At 66.1% G+C, this 23037-nt stretch carries 24 protein-coding genes and 1 tRNA gene; 5 read left to right on the top strand and 20 right to left on the bottom strand.

Going from position 1 to position 23037, the window contains the following annotated elements:
• The 4 genes from DT074_RS24965 to DT074_RS24950 form a co-directional block, all read right to left on the bottom strand.
• Positions 1-391 (bottom strand): c-type cytochrome (locus DT074_RS24965; protein ID WP_162915210.1); only part of this gene is annotated, 391 nt, incomplete at its 3' end.
• Between the two features lie 129 nt (positions 392-520).
• On the bottom strand, positions 521-1483 hold the full coding sequence (gene nrfD, locus DT074_RS24960; protein WP_119422580.1) for an NrfD/PsrC family molybdoenzyme membrane anchor subunit: 963 nt from the start codon (positions 1481-1483) through the stop codon (positions 521-523).
• Complete coding sequence (locus tag DT074_RS24955; protein ID WP_119422579.1) at positions 1480-2370, bottom strand: 4Fe-4S dicluster domain-containing protein; 891 nt, start codon at positions 2368-2370, stop codon at positions 1480-1482. The genes nrfD and DT074_RS24955 overlap by 4 nt, the downstream gene beginning before the upstream one ends.
• Positions 2371-2389: 19 nt before the next feature.
• Positions 2390-2578, bottom strand: coding sequence for a hypothetical protein (locus DT074_RS24950; protein ID WP_162915209.1), 189 nt, complete (start codon positions 2576-2578; stop codon positions 2390-2392).
• 148 nt (positions 2579-2726) lie between these two features.
• Between DT074_RS24950 and fdh the strand changes: the two genes are divergently transcribed.
• From fdh to DT074_RS28615, 3 genes are all read left to right on the top strand, one after another.
• On the top strand, positions 2727-5912 hold the full coding sequence (gene fdh / locus DT074_RS24945; protein WP_119422577.1) for a formate dehydrogenase: 3186 nt from the start codon (positions 2727-2729) through the stop codon (positions 5910-5912).
• Positions 5909-6217, top strand: coding sequence for a hypothetical protein (locus tag DT074_RS24940; RefSeq protein ID WP_119422576.1), 309 nt, complete (start codon positions 5909-5911; stop codon positions 6215-6217). Before fdh ends, DT074_RS24940 begins: the two co-directional genes overlap by 4 nt.
• A 71-nt stretch (positions 6218-6288) precedes the next feature.
• On the top strand, positions 6289-6546 hold the full coding sequence (locus DT074_RS28615) for a recombinase family protein (RefSeq protein ID WP_368744891.1): 258 nt from the start codon (positions 6289-6291) through the stop codon (positions 6544-6546).
• Positions 6547-6845: 299 nt separating this feature from the next.
• On the opposite strand, the gene DT074_RS24930 is transcribed toward DT074_RS28615, so the two are convergent.
• The 12 genes from DT074_RS24930 to DT074_RS24885 are packed head-to-tail and all read right to left on the bottom strand — an operon-like array spanning position 6846 to position 19533.
• On the bottom strand, positions 6846-8558 hold the full coding sequence (locus tag DT074_RS24930; protein WP_119422575.1) for a type IV secretory system conjugative DNA transfer family protein: 1713 nt from the start codon (positions 8556-8558) through the stop codon (positions 6846-6848).
• The gene (locus DT074_RS28290; protein WP_162915208.1) at positions 8555-9514 is read right to left on the bottom strand and encodes an ATPase, T2SS/T4P/T4SS family; all 960 of its coding nucleotides are present in this window, start codon (positions 9512-9514) and stop codon (positions 8555-8557) included. Before DT074_RS28290 ends, DT074_RS24930 begins: the two co-directional genes overlap by 4 nt.
• Before the next feature lie 2 nt (positions 9515-9516).
• On the bottom strand, positions 9517-11691 hold the full coding sequence (locus DT074_RS28285) for a hypothetical protein (protein ID WP_162915207.1): 2175 nt from the start codon (positions 11689-11691) through the stop codon (positions 9517-9519).
• The gene (locus DT074_RS24920) at positions 11688-12722 is read right to left on the bottom strand and encodes a TraB/TrbI/VirB10 family type IV secretion system protein (protein WP_162915206.1); all 1035 of its coding nucleotides are present in this window, start codon (positions 12720-12722) and stop codon (positions 11688-11690) included. Before DT074_RS24920 ends, DT074_RS28285 begins: the two co-directional genes overlap by 4 nt.
• Before the next feature lie 4 nt (positions 12723-12726).
• Entirely contained in the window at positions 12727-13761 is a 1035-nt protein-coding gene (locus DT074_RS24915; RefSeq protein WP_162915205.1) for a TrbG/VirB9 family P-type conjugative transfer protein, read from the bottom strand.
• Positions 13758-14396, bottom strand: coding sequence for a VirB8/TrbF family protein (locus DT074_RS24910; RefSeq protein ID WP_119422572.1), 639 nt, complete (start codon positions 14394-14396; stop codon positions 13758-13760). Before DT074_RS24910 ends, DT074_RS24915 begins: the two co-directional genes overlap by 4 nt.
• 26 nt (positions 14397-14422) lie before the next feature.
• The gene (locus tag DT074_RS28280) at positions 14423-14584 is read right to left on the bottom strand and encodes a hypothetical protein (protein ID WP_162915203.1); all 162 of its coding nucleotides are present in this window, start codon (positions 14582-14584) and stop codon (positions 14423-14425) included.
• Positions 14581-15663 (bottom strand): type IV secretion system protein, encoded by a 1083-nt coding sequence (locus DT074_RS24905; RefSeq protein WP_119422571.1) that lies wholly within the window; start codon positions 15661-15663, stop codon positions 14581-14583. Before DT074_RS24905 ends, DT074_RS28280 begins: the two co-directional genes overlap by 4 nt.
• 5 nt (positions 15664-15668) lie before the next feature.
• Entirely contained in the window at positions 15669-16460 is a 792-nt protein-coding gene (locus DT074_RS24900) for a hypothetical protein (protein WP_119422570.1), read from the bottom strand.
• On the bottom strand, positions 16460-18910 hold the full coding sequence (locus DT074_RS24895; protein ID WP_162915202.1) for a VirB4 family type IV secretion/conjugal transfer ATPase: 2451 nt from the start codon (positions 18908-18910) through the stop codon (positions 16460-16462). The genes DT074_RS24900 and DT074_RS24895 overlap by 1 nt, the downstream gene beginning before the upstream one ends.
• 19 nt (positions 18911-18929) lie before the next feature.
• On the bottom strand, positions 18930-19232 hold the full coding sequence (locus tag DT074_RS24890) for a VirB3 family type IV secretion system protein (protein WP_162915201.1): 303 nt from the start codon (positions 19230-19232) through the stop codon (positions 18930-18932).
• A 13-nt stretch (positions 19233-19245) separates the two neighbouring features.
• Entirely contained in the window at positions 19246-19533 is a 288-nt protein-coding gene (locus DT074_RS24885; RefSeq protein ID WP_162915200.1) for a TrbC/VirB2 family protein, read from the bottom strand.
• 119 nt (positions 19534-19652) lie between these two features.
• Here DT074_RS24885 and DT074_RS24880 point away from each other — a divergent pair, with 119 nt between their 5' ends.
• Together DT074_RS24880 and DT074_RS24875 are read left to right on the top strand one after the other, a co-directional pair.
• Positions 19653-19844, top strand: coding sequence for a hypothetical protein (locus DT074_RS24880; RefSeq protein WP_162915199.1), 192 nt, complete (start codon positions 19653-19655; stop codon positions 19842-19844).
• Position 19845: 1 nt separating this feature from the next.
• Positions 19846-20181, top strand: a complete 336-nt coding sequence (locus tag DT074_RS24875) for a hypothetical protein (RefSeq protein WP_119422565.1) — start codon at positions 19846-19848, stop codon at positions 20179-20181.
• Positions 20182-20545: 364 nt separating this feature from the next.
• Here the strand turns inward: DT074_RS24875 and DT074_RS24870 are convergent, their stop codons facing one another.
• The 4 genes from DT074_RS24870 to DT074_RS24855 form a co-directional block, all read right to left on the bottom strand.
• Positions 20546-21103 carry a lysozyme family protein gene (locus DT074_RS24870; protein ID WP_162915198.1) on the bottom strand — a complete coding sequence of 186 codons (558 nt, stop codon included), beginning with the start codon at positions 21101-21103 and terminating at the stop codon, positions 20546-20548.
• Positions 21103-21270, bottom strand: coding sequence for a hypothetical protein (locus DT074_RS24865; RefSeq protein WP_162915197.1), 168 nt, complete (start codon positions 21268-21270; stop codon positions 21103-21105). The genes DT074_RS24870 and DT074_RS24865 overlap by 1 nt, the downstream gene beginning before the upstream one ends.
• Positions 21271-21381: 111 nt before the next feature.
• Complete coding sequence (locus tag DT074_RS24860; protein ID WP_119422581.1) at positions 21382-22770, bottom strand: site-specific integrase; 1389 nt, start codon at positions 22768-22770, stop codon at positions 21382-21384.
• A gap of 149 nt (positions 22771-22919) precedes the next feature.
• Positions 22920-22996: transfer RNA gene (locus DT074_RS24855), tRNA-Met, on the bottom strand.
• Positions 22997-23037 lie beyond the last annotated feature (41 nt).

The raw sequence follows: 23037 nt of genomic DNA, 5'->3' as shown, positions 1-23037 counted from the left end.
TGGCCAGCCAGAACACCTCCTCGATATTCCACTCGGCGGCGGCCTCGGTCAGGTGCGGCGGCCGCGGGCGCATCCCGCCCGCCCATTCCGACCGTTCGACGCCGGGCCCGGCATGGCAATGCTGGCACATCGCCTTGTAGTGCTCCGCGCCGGCCGCGATCATCTGGGGCGTGACATTCTCTGGCGGCGCGATATCCGCCGCCCGCCGCTCGATGGAATTTTGGAAGGTGGTCTCGAAGGCCCATCTGGTAACCGAGGTGTGGTCCTCGGTGGCCGCGATGTTGTAGAGCCCGCCATACACGACCACCAGGCCGATTCCGGCGAGCAGCGCCAGCGTCCCCAGGACACCGGCAGTCACGGCAATGCTGGCCCGTTTCTTCTCTTCGTCCATTTGCGGTCCCTGCCGTCACAAATGAAAGCTGGTAGCGCGGCTTTTGTTCCCCTTTTGCGCGTGTTTGGCGCGTGAGGCTCCGCTCAATCAGCATTGGCGTCCCCGGGTGCGATGGGAGCCGGATTTCGCTCATTTTCGCATTGCGGAATGAGTTCGGCGCGCCAGGCGCAGCGAGACGCGCGGATCGGCTGCACTGCTCTTCCCCGCTTCGATAGTTTGTATTCGCATAGCAAGCGAGCCGCCGAGCACCGCCAGGCAGGCCAGGCGCGAGAGAGTGCGCTGTGGACCAGGCGAGCAGACAGCGGAGGCGGCAATCAGGCCCAGCGGCAATAGAGTGCCAAGCTGGTCGCGGATCGGCATCGGACCGTCAGCTTGGATCCCCGCCGCTCGATACGCTCTGCGCGCCGATTGCGCAGCTGCAAGCTCCACCGCCAGAGCCGCGCCGGCAACCAAGTCAAGTGATCGGCGCAGGTCGCTGCGCGGTTCCGCGAATGCCAATGCGGTGGCCGCAGATGCAACGGAGGAGGCACCGAACTGTACGCTGAGGCTCTTGGGGGCTGCGGCCCAGCGAGGGGTGCTGGTCGCCGCGAAAAGCGACCCGGTATAGGTCGCAAGGCCGACCCCCGTCAGCGCGGCTGGAACTCGGAAGCAGGCGCCTAGATGGCGCAGCCAGCCTAGCTTCATGTGGCGGCCCAGCATCTCGCCAGCGCTGGCCGCAGTCGCCGCGCCCCCGAAGCCGACCAGCAGCCACGATCCGATTGACATCGGTGAGCTTGGCCGGAAGATCCGCAGCATGTTGTAGAAGCGCTGGGGCGTTTTGAGGTCGTAAATCAGCAGGCCCGCTCCCAGCGTGGGGGCAAGCATCGACAGCGCATCGGCGCGTCGGATGGCAGAGTCCCCGTAGCGCCGCCGGCGTCTGGAAAGCAATGCGGAGAACAGCGCCGAGGCGCCCGAGAGCCCGGCGAGAAATACGTACGTCCCAACTGCGCCCGACTTGAATGGCGCAGCCTTCACCTGCGGCAGATCGTAATATGTTCCGTTCGGACGACTCGGCAGCGCGTGGTCGTTCGGGCCGCCCTGAACCAGCGTCATGTCCTGTCGCTCCGGCCGAAGAGGAAGAGCGCGGCGAGGGCAAGACCAGCGACAGCGGTGATCCCGGCAGCCAAGCTTGGCATGGTCCGATCCGAGGGGCGGCTTGGCGCGACCGGAAGGTTGAAGCGCTCGGGCGCCGCCGTGAGGAGGAAGAAGGCGTTGAGACGCTCTATGCCGCCGGCCGCGCCGGGTGACCCTGGAACGCCGTATAAATATGCATCGTCGATGCCGCGCGCCTCCAGGTCCCGCACCCGCCTCAGCGCCCGCTCCTCCAGTGCTTCCATCTCGCCAAACTGGATCGAATCGGTCGGGCAGGCTTTCGAGCAGGCAGGCTCAAGGCCGCCCTTCAGACGGTCGTAGCAGAGCGTGCACTTATGTGCCTTGCCGTCGAGCGCGCTAAGTTCCACGACGCCAAACGGGCAAGCCGGCACGCAATAGCCACAGCCATTGCAGATATCCTGCTGAACCACGACGGTTCGGAACTCGGTGTGGAACAGCGCGCCGGTGGGGCAGGCCTCGACGCAGGGCGCTGTCTGACAATGCTTGCAGACATCGCTCATCATCAGCCAGCCGCTCTGGAACGGCCGACTTATCTCAGCCCGCACATTGTCTTCGATGAAGCTGACATGGCGCCAGGTATGGGCGGAAAGCGCACCGGTGTTGTCGTAACTGTTGCCGGTGAGACCGAGATCGTCGGCCGGCAGGTTGTTCCACTCCTTGCAAGCCACTTCGCAGGCCTTGCATCCAATACAGAGCGTCGTGTCGGTAAAGAAGCCGTAGGACCGACCGGGCCTCACCCGTGTCTGTGCGGTCAGCTCCGCCTCGTCGGGGATGGGCGCATCGAAGCCCGACTCCGGATAATTTCGCGCACGCTGGTGCACCTCCATCGATGCGTCCCTCCATTAACTAAGGCACAGTCACGTCGGACACCCTGTGTCCGATGACACCGTCACAATCTTCGTAGCGGACATGCACTTTCGTGCCGCTTCGCCGCAAGTTGTCGGCGCGCTCGGGCTCTAACCGCGCTTCCGGTGAGAGGACACAGAGATGCGCAATGCCGCGGCCATCGAGCAACATGAAGCGGCTCTCCTGCATCAGGACAATCCTCCCCTCCATGGTGCACGACGCGGGCATGACACGAAGCAGACGCGTCGCCGGGCAGAATGGTTGCCGGGTGGGAACCACTCTTCTGCGATCACGTTGCGCGACAATCAGATCCAAGTTCGCCGCGCGGGAAGTTCCGATGAATCAGATCCGCCGCCGCCTCGCTCGCAAGGCCTCCGAATTCTTCAAAGACTGGTCTGTGCCGCGGCAGCTCAGTGGCCAGTCGGCAGTGGCGGAGGCGGCGAGGAGTTCTCTCTCGGAACATCAGCGCCCCCGGCTCGAAGAAGCCGACCGCATCGGCACTAGCATATGCCCGTTCTGCGCCGTCGGTTGTGCGCAGCTTGTCTATGCCAAGCACGGCAAGCCTATTCACATAGAGGGCGACCCGCGCAGTCCGGTGAACCAGGGGACGCTCTGCCCGAAGGGAGCTGGGACGCTCGGCATGATGCTATCCGAGCTAAGGGTGCCGGAGGTTCTGTATCGGGCTCCCCATTCGTCGGCGTGGGAGAAGCGACCGCTGGACTGGGCCATGGCACGGATCGCTGCGCTTGTGAAGCAAACGCGCGATGAGACCATCGTCGACAGGCTGGCAGACGGCACGCCGGTCCGCCACACCTTGGGCATTGCCTCGCTTGGCGGCGCGACCCTGGACAACGAAGAGAACTACCTGATCAAGAAGCTGCTGGGCGGTGGCCTCGGCGTGGTCAGCATCGAGAACCAGGCACGAATTTGACACTCATCCTCCGTCCCCGGTCTGGGGACAACCTTCGGGCGGGGCGCTGCGACCATGGCGCTGTGGGATCTCGCCAATTCGGACTGCATCACGGTCATGGGCTCAAACATGGCGGAGAACCATCCCGTCGCTTTCCGCTTCGTCACCGAGGCGCAGGCGCGCGGTGCGACTGTGATCCATGTCGATCCGCGTTTCACCCGGACCTCCGCGTTGGCGGAGATCCATGCACCGATCCGTTCCGGCACCGATATCGCCTTCCTCGGCGGGATCATTCACTATTTGCTGGTGAACGATCTGTGGTTTCGCGACTTCGCGTTGGCCTACACAAATCTCGCTGCGATCGTCGAGGAAGGCTACCTGGACCCGGAGGAAAACGATGGCGTGTTCTCCGGTCTGTTGGCCGATCGCGGTATCTACAAGCACGACACGTGGCAGTACGAAGGCCAGATAAGCGCCGCCGCCTCGGCCGAAAACTTCGAGCAGACCACGGAGGCCTTTGAAGGCGGTGTCGCCAGAGATGCGCGTAACCCGCCGCCCACGGACCCGACGCTGCAGCATCCGCGCTGCGTCTACCAGATCATGCGCCGGCATTTCGGTCGCTATACACCGGAGATGGTTGAGCACGTCACCGGCTGCCCACAGGCAACTTTCCTCAAAGTTTGCGACGCCTTGGCGCGGAATTCGGGTCGGGAGCGCACCGGCGCGTTCTGCTACGCCGTAGGCTGGACGCACCACTCCTACGGCGTGCAGATTATCCGGGCGGCTTCGATCATTCAGGCACTGCTCGGCAATATCGGGCGTCCTGGCGGCGGAGTCCTGGCGCTGCGCGGGCATTGCAGCATACAAGGCAGCACCGACATTCCGACGCTGTACAACATGCTGCCGACCTACATGCCGCAACCCAACGCGATGACACAGCATGGCTCGCTCGCCGACTATTTGAAGGCGCAGACCGTACCCACCGGCTGGTGGAACAATCTCCCGAAATACATGATCAGCCTGCTCAAGGCGTGGTACGGCGAGGCGGCGCAACCCGACAAAGGCTTTGCCTATGACCTGCTGCCAAAACTGACCGGGGACCATTCGCAACTGCCCACGACATTGGCCATGGTCGATGGTGTCGTGAAGGGGCAGTTCGTGTTCGGCCAGAACCCTGTCGTAGGAAATACCAACTCCGAGCTCGTCGAGCGGGGACTCGCCAATCTGGAATGGCTGGTCGTACGCGACTTCGCCATGACGGAAACTGCGAGCTTCTGGAAGAAGGGCCGCCTGGTGCGCCGCGGAGAGCTGGCGCCCGACAAGATCGGCACCGAGATCTTCTTCCTGCCCTCCGCAATGGCGGCGGAGAAGGAGGGAACGCTGACCAACACGACCCGTCTCGTGCAATGGCACGACAAGGTCTGTGATGCGCCCGGGGATTGCCGCTCGGATCTATGGTTCGTCTATCACCTGGGTCGGCGACTCAAGCAGCTCTATGCCGACAGCGAAGCGCCGGAGGATGCGCCGATCCGGGCCCTCACGTGGGACTATCCGACAAACGGAGATCTATCCGAGCCGGACGCCGCCGCGGTCCTTCGCGAGATCAATGGCTACACAGTCGCGGAACGCCGGCAGATCTCCGGCTTCCTGGAGCTGAAGGACGATGGCAGCACCGCCTGTGGCGGATGGATGTATTCGGGCGTCTTCCCGTCAGCGGACGAGAACCGCGCCCGCTCGCGCAAGCCCGACCGGCCGGGCAGCTTCACGCATCACCGTGGCTGGGCGTTCTCCTGGCCCGACAATCGCCGTGTGCTCTACAACCGCGCTTCCGCCGATCCCGAGGGCGAGCCTTGGTCGGAGCGCAAGCGATTGGTGTGGTGGGACGCGAAGTCTGGCAAATGGACTGGGCTCGATACGCCGGATTTCATACGCGATAAGGCGCCGGACATGCGGCCCAATTGGGAGGAGAACCCCATCGGGTCTGAGGCACTTGGCGGCGCCGATCCGTTCATCATGGAGCCGGACGGCAAATGCCTTCTGTTCGTGCCATCGGGGCTCAAGGACGGCCCCCTGCCGACCTACTACGAACCGGTGGAGAGCCCGGTCGGCAATCCGCTCTACAAGCAGCAAAGCAATCCGGCGGTCAAGCTGTGGCGACATTCCGCCAACGGTCTGCATGAGGTGGGCGACCCGCGCTTTCCCTATGTCTTCACCACCTATCGGCTGACCGAGCTGCATTGCGGCGGTATCGCGACCCGGGCCATGCCGCATACGGCCGAACTGCAGCCGGAAGCCTTCATCGAGGTCTCGCCGGAGCTCGCGCGCGAGATCGGCCTAAACAATCTCGACTGGGCCGTGCTGTCGACAGCGCGAGGGGAGATCGAGGCCAAGGCGCTCGTGACAGAGCGCCTGCGCCCGTTCCACATCAGCGGCCGATATGTGCACCAGGTGGGCATGCCCTGGGTCTATGGCTGGGAAGGCTATACCCGCGGCGACACCGCCAATGTGCTCCTCGCGATTTTCGGCGACCCCAATACCAGCATCCATACGACGAAGGCGCTGACCTGCGATCTGCGGCGCGGCAGGCTTTATGGGACGAGGGCGAGGCTTTGACCGTCGATTATGCCGAGGACGCGCTCGCCGCCCTTGATCGGGTTTTGCAGGAACGGCCCAAGGCGGGCGCCCTGCCCTTCGGCGAAGCGGTTCGTCGCGTCGCGGTTTATCGCGACGCCCTGATCGCAAAAGCGCGCGAAGGCGGAGAGACAGCGGGCCGGCACATGCTGCTCCGCGCCAACGCCGTGCTGAGCGCCGTGGTGGCCGGTAATTTTCCGATCGGTGAGGTGGATTGGAACTCGCTCAAAGCCGCGCGGGAAGAGCTCGCCGAGATGGTTGGCACTCTGCGCCGCGAGCGCTCCTGACCCATAGCGGTCATTCCGCTCGAGCCCATTTGCGGAAAGCAGCTGGCCGATGCGGCTCGCCCAGGAATCCTGTGGCACGGCGCGAGATCGATTTAGTCGCGGCATGGTCGGTCGATCGGCTTGTGCGCTCGCCGCAGGATCTCGTTGGCGTGCTCGGCGAGTTGCTCGGAAAGCGCGTCGGTCTGTCTCTGTATCAGCAAGGGATCGATACGACGACGCCAGCAAGTAAGGCGATGTATCAGATGCTTGGCGTATTAGCCGAATGCGAGCGCGCGCAAGCGTGTCAATGCCGGCCTGGCACGCGCGAAGGCGGAGGGCACTCGGCTTGACCGGCGCCGATCGACGCCAGGAAGAAATGGGCGCCACAGGCGAGGGCATGCGGATGATCGCCGCGCGCTTCTGGATCGGCACCGGACGGTCACGCGGAAATTCCCTCCCAGCACATGGGCGCCATCGACAAAGAGCCCGTTGCAGTACTTGTCGGAGAGATCCTCGAGGGCGGTGAAGCTGCTTTCCAAACACGCCGCCTGAAGTACGGCTATTAGGCTCTTTCTGGTGCGCGGCTAACTGTTTCTTATGTCCCCTCTTGGCGCATAGCGGCCGTTCAGCAGCGCCCGTAGGACCACGATCAAGTCGATCTCGAAGCGATGCCCTGGGGCAAAGCCGGCGCTGCCCGCCCAGCTCTCCTTCGAAGCGCGGGCACGTGCATGTAGTAGGCCGACCGGCACCAGATCGGCCGCTTGACCCGGTTCTGCGCGAGCACGAAGTGCCGTCCGAACTCCATCGACATGATCTCCTCCGGCCGGATCAGCGGCGACCCTTCCCGCTGCTCCGAGACCGAGCCGCCGGCGAACGGGCCCTTGTCGAGCCCGACCTGCTTGGAGCGGCTCTTCCGCCGGCGCGTCGTATTGCCGACCGCCCGCGAGATCATCGCGGCGGTGTCAGGATGGTTCTGCGACAGCACCACCTTGAAGGCGGTGTTGGTGATGATGTTGTCGAGGCCGCCCTGGCCCCAGCGGTCCTTGAGCTGGCCGTAATCCTGGCAGGCGAAGAGGAAGGAGACGCCGTAGCCGCGGGTGATGGCAGGCCCCATGCTGATCGCCTGGATCGGCGGCAGGAATCCGACCTCGTCGAGAATGAAGCGGACGCCGAGCTCGCCGCGGCGGGGTTTCCGCTCGGTCAGGAACCGGGTGGCCGATTCGACGAAGAGAGCGGTGATCTTGCCGAACGCATCCTGGTCGAAGGCCGGCACCACGATGTAGACCGTCACCGGCCGGCCATCGATCCCGCGGAGATCGCCGAGCGTGAAGTCCGTCCTGGCCGTCACGCTCGCGACATTCTCGTTGGAGAAGATCTTGAGCGCCGCGCTGATCGTGGCCACGACGTTCGATCGTGTGCGGTAGTCCATCATGGCAAGCTGGCGCAGCCAGGCGCCGACGCGCGACGGGTAGCCCTCGATATCGGCAATCCGGGCGGCGCGATCGAGGTTCGGCCGGACCGGGTCTTCCACATCGGGACCCTGGCCCTCGCCCAGCCTCGCGAGCCATTCGAGCGTGGATCCGAAGCTCGGCGCGAAGCCGAGCCGCTCGCCTTCGTAGATCTGGAACAGCGCGCAGGCGGCAAGCGCTGCCCGGCCGGAGGAGATCCAGAAGTCCCGCTCGTCGCCCGGGATCAGCACGGCGATGAGGCGGTCGATCAGGTCGCCTCTCGCGCCGCGCTCAGTGGGGAGCGAGCCGAGATCGATCGGATTCCAGCAGACCGAGCCTGCAGCACCGGCGGTCCACTCGATCCGCAGCACGCGGCCGAGCGTGGCCCGGTGGCCGGCCGTGCGCTCGTAGAGCTCGCCCTTGGGGTCGTTCACCACGAGGGAGAAGGGATCGCACATCAGCACGGAGGGGACGATCACGCCATCCGTCTTGCCGGTGCCGGCCGGCGCCACGACAAGGGCGGAGAGCGGCTCGGCGCTCATCAAAAGCCGCCCACTGAAGCGCCCTATGCCACCGAACCGGCCAAGCACGACGCCGGCCTTGGCCGTGAGCCCGGGCTTGAAGCGCCGGAGCTCCGAGCGGGTCGCCCAGCGCGCATCGCCATACTCCCCTGCCCGCCCGAGCGCCGGCCCCGCGGCAATGGCCAGCATCGAGCAGAGGAACCAGATTCCCAGGCCGACCAGGAGGTCGACGGGGAGCCCGCCCGTTTTCAGGTAGTAGCCTGACAGCGCCTTCCAATGGGCCGCATTGAGCGGCCGGATGCCGAGATGGAGCAGAAGCCCAAGAAGAGTGGCAGCCGATGCGACGGCGACGAAGCCGTACCAGGCCATTGCGGCGGCATTGCTCTGGTTCATGGCTTGAGTGTCTCGGCATCAAAAAGCCGCTTCGGCTCGCCTCGTCCCGGCCACCAGAGTTCGGTGACGAGCCGCCGGTCGCGCCCGATCTTCGCCACCTGGACGACCAGATCGACTGTGCGCCGGAGATACCGAGCCAGATAATCCGGATCGATCTCGGTGTGGCCCGAGAGCGCGACGCGCTGATAGAAGCCCTCCTCCAGCGCGAGTGCCGCCGAATCCGCGTGCATGGTGCAGAGGAAGCCGCGGTGGCCGGAGTTGAGCAGCAGCAACGCGGGGAAGGCGTTCGGGATCGAGAGCTCGCCGAGCAGGATCTGGTCCGGCCGGCTCCGCATGGCGTGATCGAATACCTCGGCATAGCCTACCCGGGGATTGGCCTCGTTGCGGCTGACGATGTGGGCCACCCGGTTCGGGTGCGGCGGATCGAGCTCGGGCGTGTCCTCGATCGTCAGCACCCGCCGGTCGGTCGGGATCAGCGGGAGCAGAAGGTTGGCAAGGGTCGTCTTGCCGCTGGAGGTGCCGCCCGAGATCACGACGTTGGCGCCTTGGCCGATCGCCGCCTCGATCTCCGATCGAACCTGGCCGGCAAGGCCGAAGTCGTCGAGGCTGGCTTGCGCCTTGCGTTTGATCCGGATCGAGACGGTGAGGCCCGAGAGTACGCTCTTCCCCAGCATCGCCTCGAACCGGTGTCCGCCGGGGAGTCGGGTCGAGACCCGGGGCTGCTCGAGCGGGTCGAAGGCATGGCCCGCCTTGTTGGCGAGGGTGTGGCAGATGTCCTCCCAGAACCGATGCGTCATCCAGGGCACGCGCTCGAAGGCATAGCCCTTCCCGGCGATCTCGAGCCCGATCTCGCCCGCACGGTTCACGCTGATCTCGACCAGATCGCGCTTGCGGAAGAAGGGGCCGAGCGGCTCCAGCGCCGCATCCAGGACCGCATCGCCCGAGGGAACGAGCATCGCTAAAGCCCGTAGGCGGCCTGGAAGGCCGCCTTCATCGCATCGGTGGCACCGGCATAGCAGCGGCCACCGGCGGAGCCGCCATACATCAAGGCACCGCCGGAACCGACCGTGTACCCGACGTCCTTGTACTCGCCACCGCCCATATCGAGCCGATTCTGCACCAGATACCAGCCGGTCGAGCCGATCGCGCCAGGACTTACGCCAGCCCCGTAGACGGTTTCGCCGTCCTCGCGAAGCTTGATCGCACGCCCGCCATACCAGCAGTAAATGTCGGTGCCGACCTGGCCAACGCCCCCAAAGGACATCTCGACGCTCTGGGTGACGCAGGCATTGGTCGGGCCTTGCGGCGCACCTGGCCCCGTCACATAGCCGACCTGCGTGCCGTCGGGGCGGGCGTAGGTGTCGCTCTTGTTGGTCTCGACGTACTTGTTGCAGGCCTCGTAGTAGAACGCGTCCGGATTGGGGACCGTTTCCACCCGCACGAAGCTGTAGGGCACGGCCACCGCGTCGGGGCGGACCTGCGCACTCGATACCTCGAACTTCTCGCCGTTCCAGGTGATGTAGACACGGGTCTGCGGCAGCGCGGTCCGGGCGGTATCGTCGTTCTGCCAGCCGGTGGTCTCGAGCTGGTGCGGCAGCGCCGCCGCATTGGCGGCCGCAACACAGGCGCCGACATAGGCGCGGGTACCGGCCTGCTCGTAGTAGAACCGCTCGGTCCGGTAACTTTCGTCGCCGGTGAGGTTGTGCACGAAAATCCGCTCGCAGCCCTCGGAGGTGGCGAAGAGGTCGGCGGCAAGCTCGGGCGAGGGCGCGCATTCGGCAATGGTGACGAGCCCGATCTCGGTCTGGATCAGCCGGCGGGCAAGCGGCGTGACCTTCTTCGTCACGTAGTCGACCTGCGGCTGACAGGACCCGGTATCGAGCACGTGCGGGATGGCGGCCCCGTCATCGGCGCAAGCCGAGACGGCGACGGAGACGCCCTTCTCGACATAGACCTTCCGGGTCTGCTTAAAGCTCTGGTTCGCCGGCATGTCGTGCCGGTAGCCGCAACCATCGGCCGTCGCCGTGATCGGGAGCGTATCGCCCTCGTCCGGCCGGCAGCTTGCGACCACGACCCGTCCGCCGCTCATGCTGGTGTAGACGAGCTCAGAGGCGCGGGTCGCGACGAGCTTCTCGAGGTCGATAATCGGCGAACAGGCCGTGCCGTCCTTGACGATATCGGCCGGCGCGTTCGCATCCTGCATGCAATCCGTCACATAGACGGGCTCGCCCGCGGCATTGACGTAATAGGGCCGGTATTGCGGCCAGGCCTTGAGCGCCTCGATATCGACGGCGTATTCGCACCCGGCGAAGCTCTTCTGGATCGGCAGGCTCTGGAAGGAATCGGTGCACTGGCCGTCCCTGACGATCACGCCCTCCTTCATGGTGACGAGCTTCGATTGCGGGTAGACCACGCCCTGGTCGAGCAGCGCGCGGGGCTGGCAGCCTTCGGAGGTCACCATCTCGACCTCGGCCGAGGAAGAGCCTGAGCTGCCGCCCTTCTCCGGATAGGCGAGCGGCTGATAGGGCGGCAGGCTGCCGGTCGAGCCTGCCGCGCCGCCACCGGCACTGACCTGTCGGTTTGCCGGCCGCGCCTCGGCATTGGCCTTTTCCTCGCCCTTCCCCGCTTTGCTGTCCTTTTGGTCGGCGTCCTTGCCGCCGCCGAGCAGCTTGCGGGCCGCCGCCTTGAGCGCCTCCAGGTCGCCTGTCGCCTCGAGCTTCTGGCCCTTGCCGAGCGTTGTCGTGCCGGTGAGGAAGGCGCTTTTCAGCGGCGCGGCAAGGCCCGCCTTTCGCTCCTCCCCCTTCACCTCGGCCCTGATGCCGTACCAGACGACCTGTCCGAGCGTGCCCTGGGGTGCGGCGACGCCGCGGCCGCGGCCGATTAAGGTGATCGCTTTCAGGAATGCGGCATCGGCGCGCTGCATCAGTTCCGTCAGCTCGGCATCCACATCGCTGCCGGCGGCGCCGAGCTCGACGGCCCCGAGCGTGGTCAGCCCCGTCTTCTCCTCCTTCGGAAGCACTGCCGGCGATGCGGGCGAGGCGATCTGGGCCTGGGCCGCGCCCGTCGCAAGAACGAGGCCGCAGAGGAGCGCCGCGGCCACGTGGGCGCCGCGGTGATGGACTCCGGAGTTCATGGCTGACCTTCATGGTTGCGGATTTGCTCGGGCTCCCGGAGCCAGATGTCGGTTGCCGGGATGATCTGGATGCGGGAGCCGGCAGCGACGGTGACGACCGGCGCAAGGTCGACGGTCTGCTCCAGGATCTGGGCGGTCACCTGGCCGAGGTTCTGCGAGACCGCGAGCGCGCCGCCCTGGACCTGGCGGTTGTCCGACGTGACGGTGCCGAGCGAAGCGAGCGCCGAGACGGCGGAGATGATGAAAGCGCCGCCATAGCGTTCCCAGAGCCGGTTATCGACATCGCCGATCAGCCCGATGCGCGCCATCTGGTCGGCGGCCTGCGCATCCGTGAGGAGGATCGAAGCACCGTCCGGGCGGAGCGCCCGTTCGCAGGTCGTGCGGAGCCGCGTGTCGCCGACCTTCGCCAGGCTCTCGTAGCGGCAGATAATCCGTGTGCCCTTGGGCAGCAGCGCGAGCCTTCCGTCGGCGCCATAGACGTTGCGCTCGACCAGCGCGATGAAACGGCCCGGGATCTGGCTGTTGATCGCGTTCTCCAGGATCGCCGTGATGTAGCGATCCGCCGTGATCATCCGGTGCCGATCCACCGGCAGGGTCGACTCGTCGCGTCCGAGCTTGTCGCGGCGGTAGTCCCTGTCCTTGAGACGCCATTCAGGCTTGGGCTCGGGCGCGAAGTCAGGCTCCGGCAGTGGGGCGAGCGCGATCTGCGCCCGCGTCTGCTGGCGCCTCGCAAGCGCTGCCTGGATCTCGGCCGCGCGAAGCGCCGGTCCCGGATCGTCGAAGGCCGGCGCCGACAGAACCGGCGGTGGCGGCAGCGGCGGCGGGGGTGGTGCCGGCGGCGGCTTCGGGATCTCGTAGGCCACCGGCGCGGGCGGCGCGGGTGGCGGCGTCACCGGCTCGGGTGCGCTGAACTCGAGCAGCGCCGGCGTGGTCTTCGGCACCGGCTGCGCGGCCTTGCCCTCCGCTTCGTCGCCCTCGTTGCAGGCGGCGAGCAGCAGCGCACCGAACAGAGGCAGGACCGCCCAGCGCATCGGCTCAGCCGGCATCCGGCGCATTCGGCGCCAGAACGGTGCTCGGCGTCGAGCTTGCCGGCCGCTTCGGCTTGGCCGTCGGCTCCCAGCCTTCCGGCCGGATACAGACCACCCGCTGGCCGTTCCGCAAAGTGAAGGCGCCGGTCGCCTCGGCGATCAGCATGGTGCCTCTGATACGCGTGTTTTGCGGCGTGTCGACGCCGTCCACCACCCGCCATACCGCCGGCAGATCGGTGCCGGTCCAGCGGGCGCCGAAGTCGAAGTAGGTGAAGACGCCGTCCGAGAAGACCCGCTCCGGCGCGATGGTCCGGTCGCCCGCCATGCTGAAGCCGAACTCGAGCTTCTCCGGATCCATCGGAACCTCCTGCAGGTAGTCCGGATCGTTGAGACCGGATTTGCGGGCCGGCTGGGCGGGCGCGGAGGCCGTCGATGCGCCGGCCGGCTTTGCCGCGGGCATATCCTCCGTCGGCGGCAGTGCCACCAAGCGTGCCGCCATCACGTCGGTGCCATTCGGCGCCGCCGCCTTCACATAGACCACGACATCAGGAATCTCAGCCGAGTTGAAGCCTTCGGCGCGGAGATAGAAGGCATAGACGCGGCCGGAGAGCCGGCCGACGATGGTGAGGCTCGCATCTGCCCCGACCTGGGCGGCTTCGACCACCACCATGTTCTTCTGGATCTGCTGGTAGCCGAAGACGAAGGGATCGCCGTTGGCGACCGGCCCGACCTCCTCCCAGTCCGGCAGCACGATGGTGACCGGCATCTTCTCGCGCACGCGAAGCCGGATGATCTCGTCGGACCGATAGGCGACGCTGTAGATGCCGGCTTTGGCATCCGCCCGGCCCCAGGCTTCCTGCACGGCGCCGAGCGGCAGCGAGGGCCGGCGCTCGATTCCGCCGAACTCGCCCTTGAGCTGCGCCTCGACCGCGGCCGGGTCGGCGAGGTTGATGATGTCGGCCGCCTTCTGTGCAGCCGCGGGGCCGGCGCCGAGCGCCGCCAGCACAAGGCCGGCGGTGGCGTGCTTCAGGTTCCTGATCACGATGACTTCTCCGCAAGGCCATAGGCGACGACGGTCAAGCCCGTCGGGTTCATGTAACGGTCCTCCCGCCGCACGTTCTGTTCCTGGAACTCGATCGTCAGCGTCGCGACCAGCTCGCGTCGGTCGATCCGCTCGCCGTGCCGGAAGTCGGTGCGCGCGAAGGCGACCTGGAACTGATGCGGGTTGAGCTGGCTCACGACCCGGACCTTCACCTGCCGCGTCAGCCGCTCCTTCTTCGCCCGCTCGAAGGGGGAGTTGGGGTTCTCCCGCCCCATGAACTTGCGGAACTCAGCAAAGACCGGCTCCGCCGACATCCAGGCGACCTGCTGCCAGCGCTCGACCTCGGTTTGCAGGTCGATGGTCTCGCGTTTTTGAACGTAATCCTGCACCAGCTTCTCGGCGATCAGGTCCCACCCCCGGGCGCCGACCTCAAACGGCTCGACCCGCCAGACCTGGTCGTCGCGGCTGCCGCCGATCAGGAGCATCGGCTCGACCTGCTTGAGTGGGAACAGGGCATAAATCACCGCGGCTTGCGCAATCACCACCATGACGAGCCCTGCGCTGACCAGGCCCAGCACCCGGTTGGCCCACATCTGGCTGCGGTAGGCGTGCCCGGTATCCCGGGGCTCGTACATCGCGCTCACGTGGTCTCTCCGAGGGATCAGCCGAGCCACTGGCCGGCGCGGTAGAACACCTCGCAGGCGCAGGGCGAGGCCGGGAGCTGGTCCATGCCGTTGCCGGTGCCGATCGGCCGCGCGGTATCGGTCGCGGCGCAGGCCGATAGAAGCCCAAGCAACAGGACGCCGAGCAGAAGACGTTTCATGGGGTGCCTCCAATGCGGCGAGTCAGCCGCTCGATCAGGTTGCCGGCGCTGCGGCGGGCCGCGGATGCGGCGGACGAGGCCGCATGGGACACGCCGTCCACCGCAGCCTCGCCATAGCGGCGCTTGGCGTTGTCGAGGACGGGCCTGGCCGGCGCGAGCGCGGCCGATTTGAGGAGTCCAATCCCCATCATGCCGGCCGCGACCACCGCACTCGCCGCGCCCGGCCCGTCCGTGGCGCCGGATATGTTCGACGCCAAGGTCGCGGCCTTCAGATGGAACAGGATCGAGATGAAGCCGATCAGCAGGATGCTGAAGTACTCGCGGCTCAGAACGAAGGCGCTGGGGTCGCCCACAAACGCGGCGCCATCAGGACTCATGGGCAGGTTCGCGGTGTAAAGCTTGACGATGGTGATGGTGAAGCCCATCGCCACGCCGGCGAACACGACAGTCAGAATGCCGCTAAGCAGGATCCGCGCCGCGCTCATGGTGAAGCCGCGGGTAGCCTTAAATGCTGCACAGGCGATGAAGATCGGCGCCAATGCCGAGACACCGAGGAACTTGAAGGTTCCTTCGAGCAGGAAGGCCAAGAAGATTCCCCAGACAAACACATAAGGCAGAAGCAACAGGACACCACCAACGAGGTTGACCAGCTCGTAGAAGTTCGATTCGCTGATGATGCCTTGCACCACCGCAAACACGCGCATGACCTCGCGTTCTACTGTGGAGAGGAGGCCGGTCATGGACGGATCGGCAATGCCTGCCGATGGCGACGACACGACGATCTGCGTGAGCCCGCTCATCGCCTCGCGGCCGGGCAGGTAGATCCAGTCCCAGTAGAAGCCCGATCCTTGTAGGATCACAGCGACGGCAGCAAAGATTGCGCCTGCGTTCATCATCTCGCCCAGGCGCAGGTTTCCCTGCAACACCCCCCGCCAGCCCAGGTGGAAGGCCAGCCACACGCCGACGAATGCAGTGAAGCCGTTGCGAACCCAGGGCGCCAGCGCCTCGAAGGCCTGCATCGCATACTGGTTCGCGACCGCGTCGAACTGGCGGAACATGCCGCAGGTAACACAATCCATGACGCCTACTTCCCGAACACGTCGCCGCCGTCCGTACCAGCACTACGAAGAGACTGCGTTGATCTGTTCCTGCCGCTGTAAATGACAGAGGTCTGTCGCATCTCACCGCTCGCAGTGACCTCCAGGAGGGCGCCAAGCAGCGCCCGGATGGCCACGAGCTGCTCGATCTCGGCAACCTTGAGCTTGTTGCCGGCGACAAGGTCGGCATGCAGGTCGACGGTCGCCTGCGCTTCCGAGGCGAGACCCGAGACGCGACCGATCGCCTGCGCGGTCGCCTCCCGCTCCGAGAGAGCGAGCGCCAGCGCGTGATAAGCCGCATCCTCATGCACCGCCGCGCGGCGGGCATGCACGGTGTCGGCATCATCGGCCGACCGATTGCCGGCCTTCTCGTCGGGGAGAACGGCCAGGATCCGGCGCAAGGTCGCGATACCCGATTGCAAGGTATTGAGCGAACCGGCGTTGAAGTCGCGCGGCAGCTCCCAGCGGGAGATGTCGGTCGCGATGCCGGCAAGCCGCCGCGCCTCGGCGGTCACGCCGCTACCGAAGCCCTGGCCGATGGCGCCGGCCCGGCCGAGCGTCGCATAGACCTTGCGGAGCTCGGCCAGCTGCTTTTCGAGCTCCGCCAGCTGCTTCACCGCCTCGGCATGGATCTTGAGCGTCGAGACGTTGACCGTCGGGTCGTAGACTGTCATCGCCGCCCAGGCGGCCGGCGCCGCAACGGCCGCGCCCAGGACGAGGCCGGCGAGCGTGCAGCCGAGCCGGCTGCCGAGTACCCGCGTGAACGCTGCGGAAAGCATCAGCCGTGCTCGATGTACTCGGCCAGCCATCGATCGGCTCCGTATTTGAGCTTGAGGAAGTGCATGAGGTTCACCGGCTCGATGCCCGAGCGGTAGATCTTGAGGTAAGGCCCGAGGGCTGAGAGATCGATATCGAGGATCACCGCCTCGCGGCCGCGCTTGACCAGGACCGAGCGGCGGAGCGACCGGCCAAGCCGGCTCGTGCCCTTGACGTAATCCCATTGCGCCGGTGTCAGCTCGAGCGCCCGGTAGTCCTCTTCCCGCGCATTGGGGTTCTGGAAGATGAACTGGGTCGGACAGTTGTTGAACACCATCTCGGCGATGCCGCTCCGGAGCAATGCGCCGACATCCTGGAAGACGATATTGACCGAGCCCCGGAGCTTCCGGTGCTCGCGGAACAGAACCTCGACATTCTTCCGGAAGATCTCGTCCTCCAGCATCGGCGCCGTCTCGTCGATGAAGACGAGATGCGGCCGCGCATCGCGCGCGCAGACCGACCGGATGCGGAACATGATGTAGCTGACCAGCGCCGCCGCGGCGCGCGGGTCGCGGAAGGCATCGGTCATGTCGAAGGTGACCAGCCGGGCGGTGTCGAGATTGAGGCTGTCGGTCGCGCCGTTGAACCAGCCGGCCGCCCCCTCCGTGCCGACCCAGCGGGCCAAACCCGCCTTCAACGCCGACCCCGTATCGAAGGCGCCGTCAAAGACCGAGGTCAGCGACCGGCTTCCGACCTTGCGGATCTTGAAGATGGCGTCGATGGCGCGCCCCGCCACCTCATAGGAAGCGTCGTCATCCACGCCCCCGAGCTGCAGCAGCCAGGAACGCAGGAACAGCCGATTTTGATGGTTGTCGGCGCATTGCAAGGGGTTGAGCCGGACGTGGACTTCGCCTGTCTCGTCGGTGCCCTGGCTCAGGTTGAGATAGGTCCCGCCGACCGCCTCGGTGAAGACGTTGAGGCCGAAGTTGCGGTCGAAGGCATAGGCCGCCAGCTCCCGGTGCCGGAGCGCCCCGCCGATCAGGTGTTCGAACAGCGTGGTCTTGCCGGAGCCGGCCGGCGCGAAGGTGACGGAATGGGCGAGCGCCTCCTTCTCCGCTGTGCTGTGTAGCTGCAGGCTGTAGGCGGCACCGCCGATGGTCTTGAACAGGCGAAGCGCCCCCTCGCCCCAATCCGACCGATCGAGCCCCTGCGGCTCGTCGTTGAAGCTGTTGAGGCTGGCGATATTCTGGGCCAGCAGCGCGCGCGGCCGGGTCGGGAGATCGAAGCCCGGCAGCCGGCAGCGCCAGAGCCACTCCACCGCCGCGCCCTCGGTCACGGCGCGGATGCCGAAGTCGGCCAGCAACCGGCGGACCTCGGCGGATAGCGCCTGGAGCCGTTCCTCGGTCCCGGCCTGCACGAACACGGTCAGCTGGTGCTCGACCAGGCCGTCCTTGTCGCCCGCGATCAGCTCGAGCGCCGCCTCGAACTCGGCAGTCCGGAAGCTGTTGGGTATCGGCATGTTGGCCTGCCGGCTCGCCCAAGGCAGCCATGTCTGCGCCTTGGCCTTGGGCACGCCGCGCAGCAGCTGGCAGATCTCGATCTCGCCGTCGACCGCCAGCAGGCGGTCGACCAGCTCGCCGGAATCGGTGTCGCCCCAGCTCCGGACCGAGATCGCGAGCGCCAAGCGCGTCTCGAGACCGTCCCGGTACTCGATCAGGCCGCTGTCGCGGCCGAAGGTCAGGGTCGCGACGCAAAGCCGCTCGGCAAGATCCGTCGTGAAGGAGGGGAGCGGTGTCGGGAAGCCATTGACCAGGCGCGCCCAGAATGAGTTGAGCGGCGAGTGCGCACCTGTCCCGTTGCTCAGCACCTCCGGCGCATAGTCGTGCAGGCCTTCCAGGACTGATTGGACCAGCTCGCCGAGCCGTTTCTCCGGCGCTTTCTCGCCCCGGACGGTGAGGACGACGTAGTGCCGGTTGACGTAGGCTTCGTCGAACGACCGCATCCAGCGGTCATGGATCTCCTGCAGCGCCGCGTTCTCGTATTGGGCCGGCGCGTCGACCGACACCCTTGTCCGCAAGGTCAGGAGCTTGGCCTCGGCGCCGGCCTCGCAGAGCTTCATCAGCCAGGCATGGCGCTTCACGAAGAGGGCGCGGCGCTCGGGCTCGGTCTTCGAGCTGTAATCGATGCCGCGGAGTGCAATGGTCTGGACCAGCGCGCCCTCCCGGGTTCGGATGGTCCGACCATCATCGAGGACCGCCTCGAACTGCAGGATGTGCCGGAGCTCGGTCTCCTCCGGCGGCGGCAGCACCAGGCGCCGGACCACCGGCGAGACGGCGAGTGCCGTGGCGGCCGACGCGGCCAGTAAGCCGACGCCAAGCGCCGCCGCGCTCTGCACCCAGTCCGGCGATGCCGTCTTCAGCGCCGCCGCCTGGGCCGGGCCGGCGTTCAGCAGCGCGGCCGTCGCGGCGCTCACGCCCGCGAGGATCTTGCGATCACGCGACATAGCGATTGCCGCTGACCGGGTAGAAGGCGGGCACGCAGGCGAATCCGAGGCCCCGCCGCCGAACCCGTGCCCAGGCCCGCGCGACCTGCACGCAGTCCGGATCCCGGATGGTGAGCCAGAGTGCCAGCCCGTGCGCGAGCGCGAAGGCGATGGCGGCATAGAAGCCGTTGAGCGTCAGCAGGTAGGCCATGACGCCCACGCCGCCGCTCAGCTTGGTCAGGTCCGGCGCCGCGCCGAGCAGCACGGCGGGCCGCGCGACGGCGCGCAGGATCACGCCACCTTCGGATACCACGGCTGGGATTCCTTCAGGCGTTGATCCAGGCCTGGATCGCGTCGATCCCGGTCAGGCCGGCGCCGGCAACAATCGCCATGCCGACCCAGTACCACTGCACCCGGCCGAAGGCGGCCATGATGAAGAGCGCTGCGGCGACGACCCCGATCACCGCCTGGCCGATGGTGACGAGGTGATCGCGGGTCTGGTTCGCCTTGGTGGTGATGGAGCCGAAGGGGTCCTGGGCAAGCGATGCATCGATCAGTGAGATGCAGATCAATGCGGCGACAATGGCACAAGCTAGAAAACGAGAGAGCAACATGAACTGGGTACCACTCCAAACGAGTGGTGGATTTTATGCGAGAGCTCTTAAATTTTGATTTAAACATACAATCATATAAGCGGGGGAATGAGGCGATGCGCAAAGTCCGTGAGTCACTCGTGACGACGACGATTCAGCTCGAACGCACGAGCTTGGAACGGCTGGAGAAGGCGCTGGTCGGAAGGCGCGACCGCTTCGGCTATCGGATCAGCAAGCGCGCCGTGTTCCAGTTCCTGCTCGACGCCGCCCTCAAGGACAAGGCATCCCAGGAACGCATGTTCGTCAAGATCCAGGAAGTCGGCGAGCGCTAAAATGCTCGAATCCCTCCGCTTCCGTATCCCCACCGGCCTCGAAGGATTCTTCTCGATCCTCGGGACCGGCCTGCATCTCGTGCAGTTGACGGGGCGGATCCCCTCGATGCCCGAAGGCCAGCGGGTGCGCGTGCGTATAACCCTGAGCGACGAGGACCTCGCACGGGTCGATCAGATCGCGAGGACGCACGGCATCAGCCGGAATGCCGCCGTCGTTGCCGGTCTGCAATGGGCGACGCGCGCCAATGTGCTGCCCGAGCGCGCCAGCGTGGGCGATGCTAGCGCCGCGTCACCTGGAATTTCATCAGAGCGTTCGGGCGGCCGGCGCTCCGCGTAACGGCGGACATTTCGCCGGTTGCGCCACTCTCGTTCGCAAGCCGCATTGCTCCGACTCGGAACGGACCATTGTCCGTCAGCACTTGCAATACGCCTGGCCGGAGTTCCTTCACCACGACGGATATGGATTTGTGCTGACCTTCTTGTTCAAGGGGCCACGAGAAGCGGCAGGGCTGCGCCGGCGAGCACGTGGCCGTCTGTTCCCCGAGCGGCGCGCCGGCGGGGGTGAATGCCTTCACGGTGATCTCGAAGGGATCGGCGCTCTGCGCGGCAGCCGTCGCAAGCGCAAGGCTCATCATCGGGGGGATCAGAATCGAACATAGACGCATAGCGCACTCCGAACTGACAGGAACATTTCAATTCATCTAGAGCGCCCGGCGGTGCTGGCCACAATCCGACGGGCGCAATTCGGGCCGGAGGCGGCTGGCCACCCGGCAGCGATAGGCTCCCGCGCGCGTCTCCCGGCGCGAGTGATAGGCGCTGACCGCCGCGGCCCAGCTGCCGAGCTCCCGGCGCAAGGCGGCGAGGTAGCGCGCCGCATAAAGCGCGTTGGCTGCCGGGTCGAGCATATCCGCGGGCGCGTCGAACGCCTCCCCGTGCCAGTGCCAATTCACCTGCAGGCAGCCGATATCGACATTCGACTTGCCGGCGGCGACCAGGGCGTCGACATGGGCGGCCGCCGCCGCGCGGTTGCGGAAGAAGAGGCTGCGCCCGTCGTTCACTGCCCAGGGCCAGGCGACGCGCCGCTCGCCAAGCTGCACCCCGCTCTCGACCTCGCCGATCGCGCGGAGCAGCGACACCGGAACGCCGGTCAGCCGGGCCGCGCGCTCGATGGCCGCTCCGCACGGATCCGCTTTCGCTGCCACCTGCGTCGATGCGAGGATCACCGCGATCAGACCAAGGCCGCGCAAGAGGCGGAGCATCAGACCGCCCGGCCGGTATCGAGGCATATGGCTACGGCACGCCCGAGGCCTGCTTCCTTCACGTCGCCGAGCAACTTGGCCTTAGCCGTTTCGCATGCCTTCTCGGTGGTGGCGGGTATCTGCAGCGCGACCGGATCGCTGCCGGTGATATGAAGGATGAACACCATGACAAAACGCATCGCGCGGATATGCGCGAAGACTCCTTGCGAGAATGCTAAGGCCCGGGTGCGCGCTCGTCGAGGCTCGCATGCTCCGTCGAGCAAGCATCGCGCATAAACTCATGCCGCCCTGTCTTCCGACGATGGTTCCGCGCCGGGAGTGGCATTCGTGACCGGGACGGCTTCCGGCTTCTTCGGCGCCGGCTTGGGTTTCCGGATGTTGATGAGCGATGCGTCGAGCCGGTTCTTGATGTGGGCGGCGTAGTGCTTCTCGATCATCTCGACGCTGGTGCGGCAGTTCTTGGCGATCTGGTAGATGTCGGCGCCTTCCATGAGGCGGAGGCAGATATAGGTGTGGCGGAGGCTGTAGGCGGTGCGCTTCTGGTTGTCGCGGTCAAGCTTGAGCTTGGCGCGTCGCAGCACGCCGTTGAAGAGCTTGATGTGGTTGCCGGGGAAGACCGGATCGGTCGGCTGCGGCAGCGTCACCTCGATGGGCGCAGGCTGTGTTTTCGGGTCCTCGCCGCGGCGGATGCGCGCGCGCTTACCCTGCGGCGGACCAGGTAGCGGTCGCGCGGCAAGCCGCTCGTAGGGCCGAACCGCACTCGGCATGCTCTTGCAGAAGCCGACGCCGCGCTTGCCGCGGACCTCGATCTCGAGGATGCGCTCGCCCGTCGCCGCGTCCTCGACGATGGCGACATCGCGGTGCTGCAGGTTCTTCGCCTCGTCGGGACGGAGCCCCGTGTTGGCCATGAACAGCACGTAGTCGTGCACTTGCTCGGCGTTCCACTTGTAATGGCCGTGGAAGGGTTTCCGGGCATAGGCGCGGGTCGCCTCATAGAGCTGGCGATATTCCTCCGGGCTGAACCAGGGCCGATGCTGAATCTTGCCCTGGGTCTTGTAGGGCGGTGAGAGGTCGGGGAGGTGGGCGAGCCAGCCATGCCGGATCGCCGTCTTCAGCACCAGGCGTAAGGTCACGACCTCATCGTGCAAGGTGCTCCGCGCCGGCGGCTTCCAAGGGCGCGGTTCGGGCCTGTCGACGACGGCTTCTTCCTCGGATTTGGCTTTGGCTTTGGCGTTTCCTTTGTTTTTCAGCCGGGGCCTGACCGTGGGCGCGCTCATCCGGTGCACGCGGTACTCTTGGACCTTGCCCGCCGTCACCTCGGAGAGGCCGAGCTCCCCGAAGAAGGGATCGAGATGGAGCCGGATGCGGATCGCATGCCCCTCGGTCCAGCGCCGGCTCCGCTGCCCCTCGGTGATGATCTCGTATTCCTTCAGGAACTGGGCGGCAGCGACCGCGAAGGTCTTTTCGGTCCTGAGGATGCCGGCACGGGCCTTGCCGCGCAGCCCGAGGTACCAGTCCTCGGCCACCTCCTTGGCGCGCTCGAGGCTGTCCTCTTTCGTGCTGGCCCGATACTGCCGGCCGTCGATCGAGGCGGCACACTGCCACTGGCTCGTATTGGGGCGGCGATAGACCTGCACCTTGCCGCCGAGAAGCTTATGCCGAAGCACCAACGCACCCACTCAGAACTGAACGCCGTGAAGCTTAGGCTATCAGGTTTGAGGAAGTGTGCTTGGGGTGTGCTAGCGCTGTGCTAGGGGCTCTGGAGAACAAAAAGGCCTTAGCTGGTTTGCTAAGGCCTTGGGTTTGTTCGGATCCTTGGTTGCGGGGACAGGATTTGAACCTGTGACCTTCAGGTTATGAGCCTGACGAGCTACCGGGCTGCTCCACCCCGCGGGAGGTGGTTGGTCGTGAGGGGAGGTTGCGGTTTGGTGTGT

It is taken from the genome of Desertibaculum subflavum (assembly GCA_003576705.1).
Lineage (GTDB): Bacteria > Pseudomonadota > Alphaproteobacteria > Ferrovibrionales > Ferrovibrionaceae > Desertibaculum > Desertibaculum subflavum.
The sequence above is the reverse complement of the archived record's forward strand: the minus strand, read 5'-3'. Positions and strand labels throughout refer to the sequence as shown.

Bases quoted from the DNA above. Each gene is read 5' to 3' on its own strand.
- nrfD (WP_119422580.1), bottom strand. From the start codon at position 1,483: ATGACGCTGGTTCAGGGCGGCCCGAACGACCACGCGCTGCCGAGTCGT.
- DT074_RS24955 (WP_119422579.1), bottom strand. From the start codon at position 2,370: ATGGAGGTGCACCAGCGTGCGCGAAATTATCCGGAGTCGGGCTTCGAT.
- DT074_RS24950 (WP_162915209.1), bottom strand. From the start codon at position 2,578: ATGCAGGAGAGCCGCTTCATGTTGCTCGATGGCCGCGGCATTGCGCAT.
- DT074_RS24930 (WP_119422575.1), bottom strand. From the start codon at position 8,558: ATGAACCAGAGCAATGCCGCCGCAATGGCCTGGTACGGCTTCGTCGCC.
- DT074_RS28290 (WP_162915208.1), bottom strand. From the start codon at position 9,514: ATGCTCGTTCCCTCGGGCGATGCGGTCCTGGATGCGGCGCTGGAGCCG.
- DT074_RS28285 (WP_162915207.1), bottom strand. From the start codon at position 11,691: ATGAACTCCGGAGTCCATCACCGCGGCGCCCACGTGGCCGCGGCGCTC.
- DT074_RS24920 (WP_162915206.1), bottom strand. From the start codon at position 12,722: ATGCGCTGGGCGGTCCTGCCTCTGTTCGGTGCGCTGCTGCTCGCCGCC.
- DT074_RS24910 (WP_119422572.1), bottom strand. From the start codon at position 14,396: ATGTACGAGCCCCGGGATACCGGGCACGCCTACCGCAGCCAGATGTGG.
- DT074_RS28280 (WP_162915203.1), bottom strand. From the start codon at position 14,584: ATGAAACGTCTTCTGCTCGGCGTCCTGTTGCTTGGGCTTCTATCGGCC.
- DT074_RS24905 (WP_119422571.1), bottom strand. From the start codon at position 15,663: ATGGATTGTGTTACCTGCGGCATGTTCCGCCAGTTCGACGCGGTCGCG.
- DT074_RS24900 (WP_119422570.1), bottom strand. From the start codon at position 16,460: ATGCTTTCCGCAGCGTTCACGCGGGTACTCGGCAGCCGGCTCGGCTGC.
- DT074_RS24885 (WP_162915200.1), bottom strand. From the start codon at position 19,533: ATGTTGCTCTCTCGTTTTCTAGCTTGTGCCATTGTCGCCGCATTGATC.
- DT074_RS24875 (WP_119422565.1), top strand. From the start codon at position 19,846: ATGCTCGAATCCCTCCGCTTCCGTATCCCCACCGGCCTCGAAGGATTC.
- DT074_RS24870 (WP_162915198.1), bottom strand. From the start codon at position 21,103: ATGCTCCGCCTCTTGCGCGGCCTTGGTCTGATCGCGGTGATCCTCGCA.
- DT074_RS24865 (WP_162915197.1), bottom strand. From the start codon at position 21,270: ATGGTGTTCATCCTTCATATCACCGGCAGCGATCCGGTCGCGCTGCAG.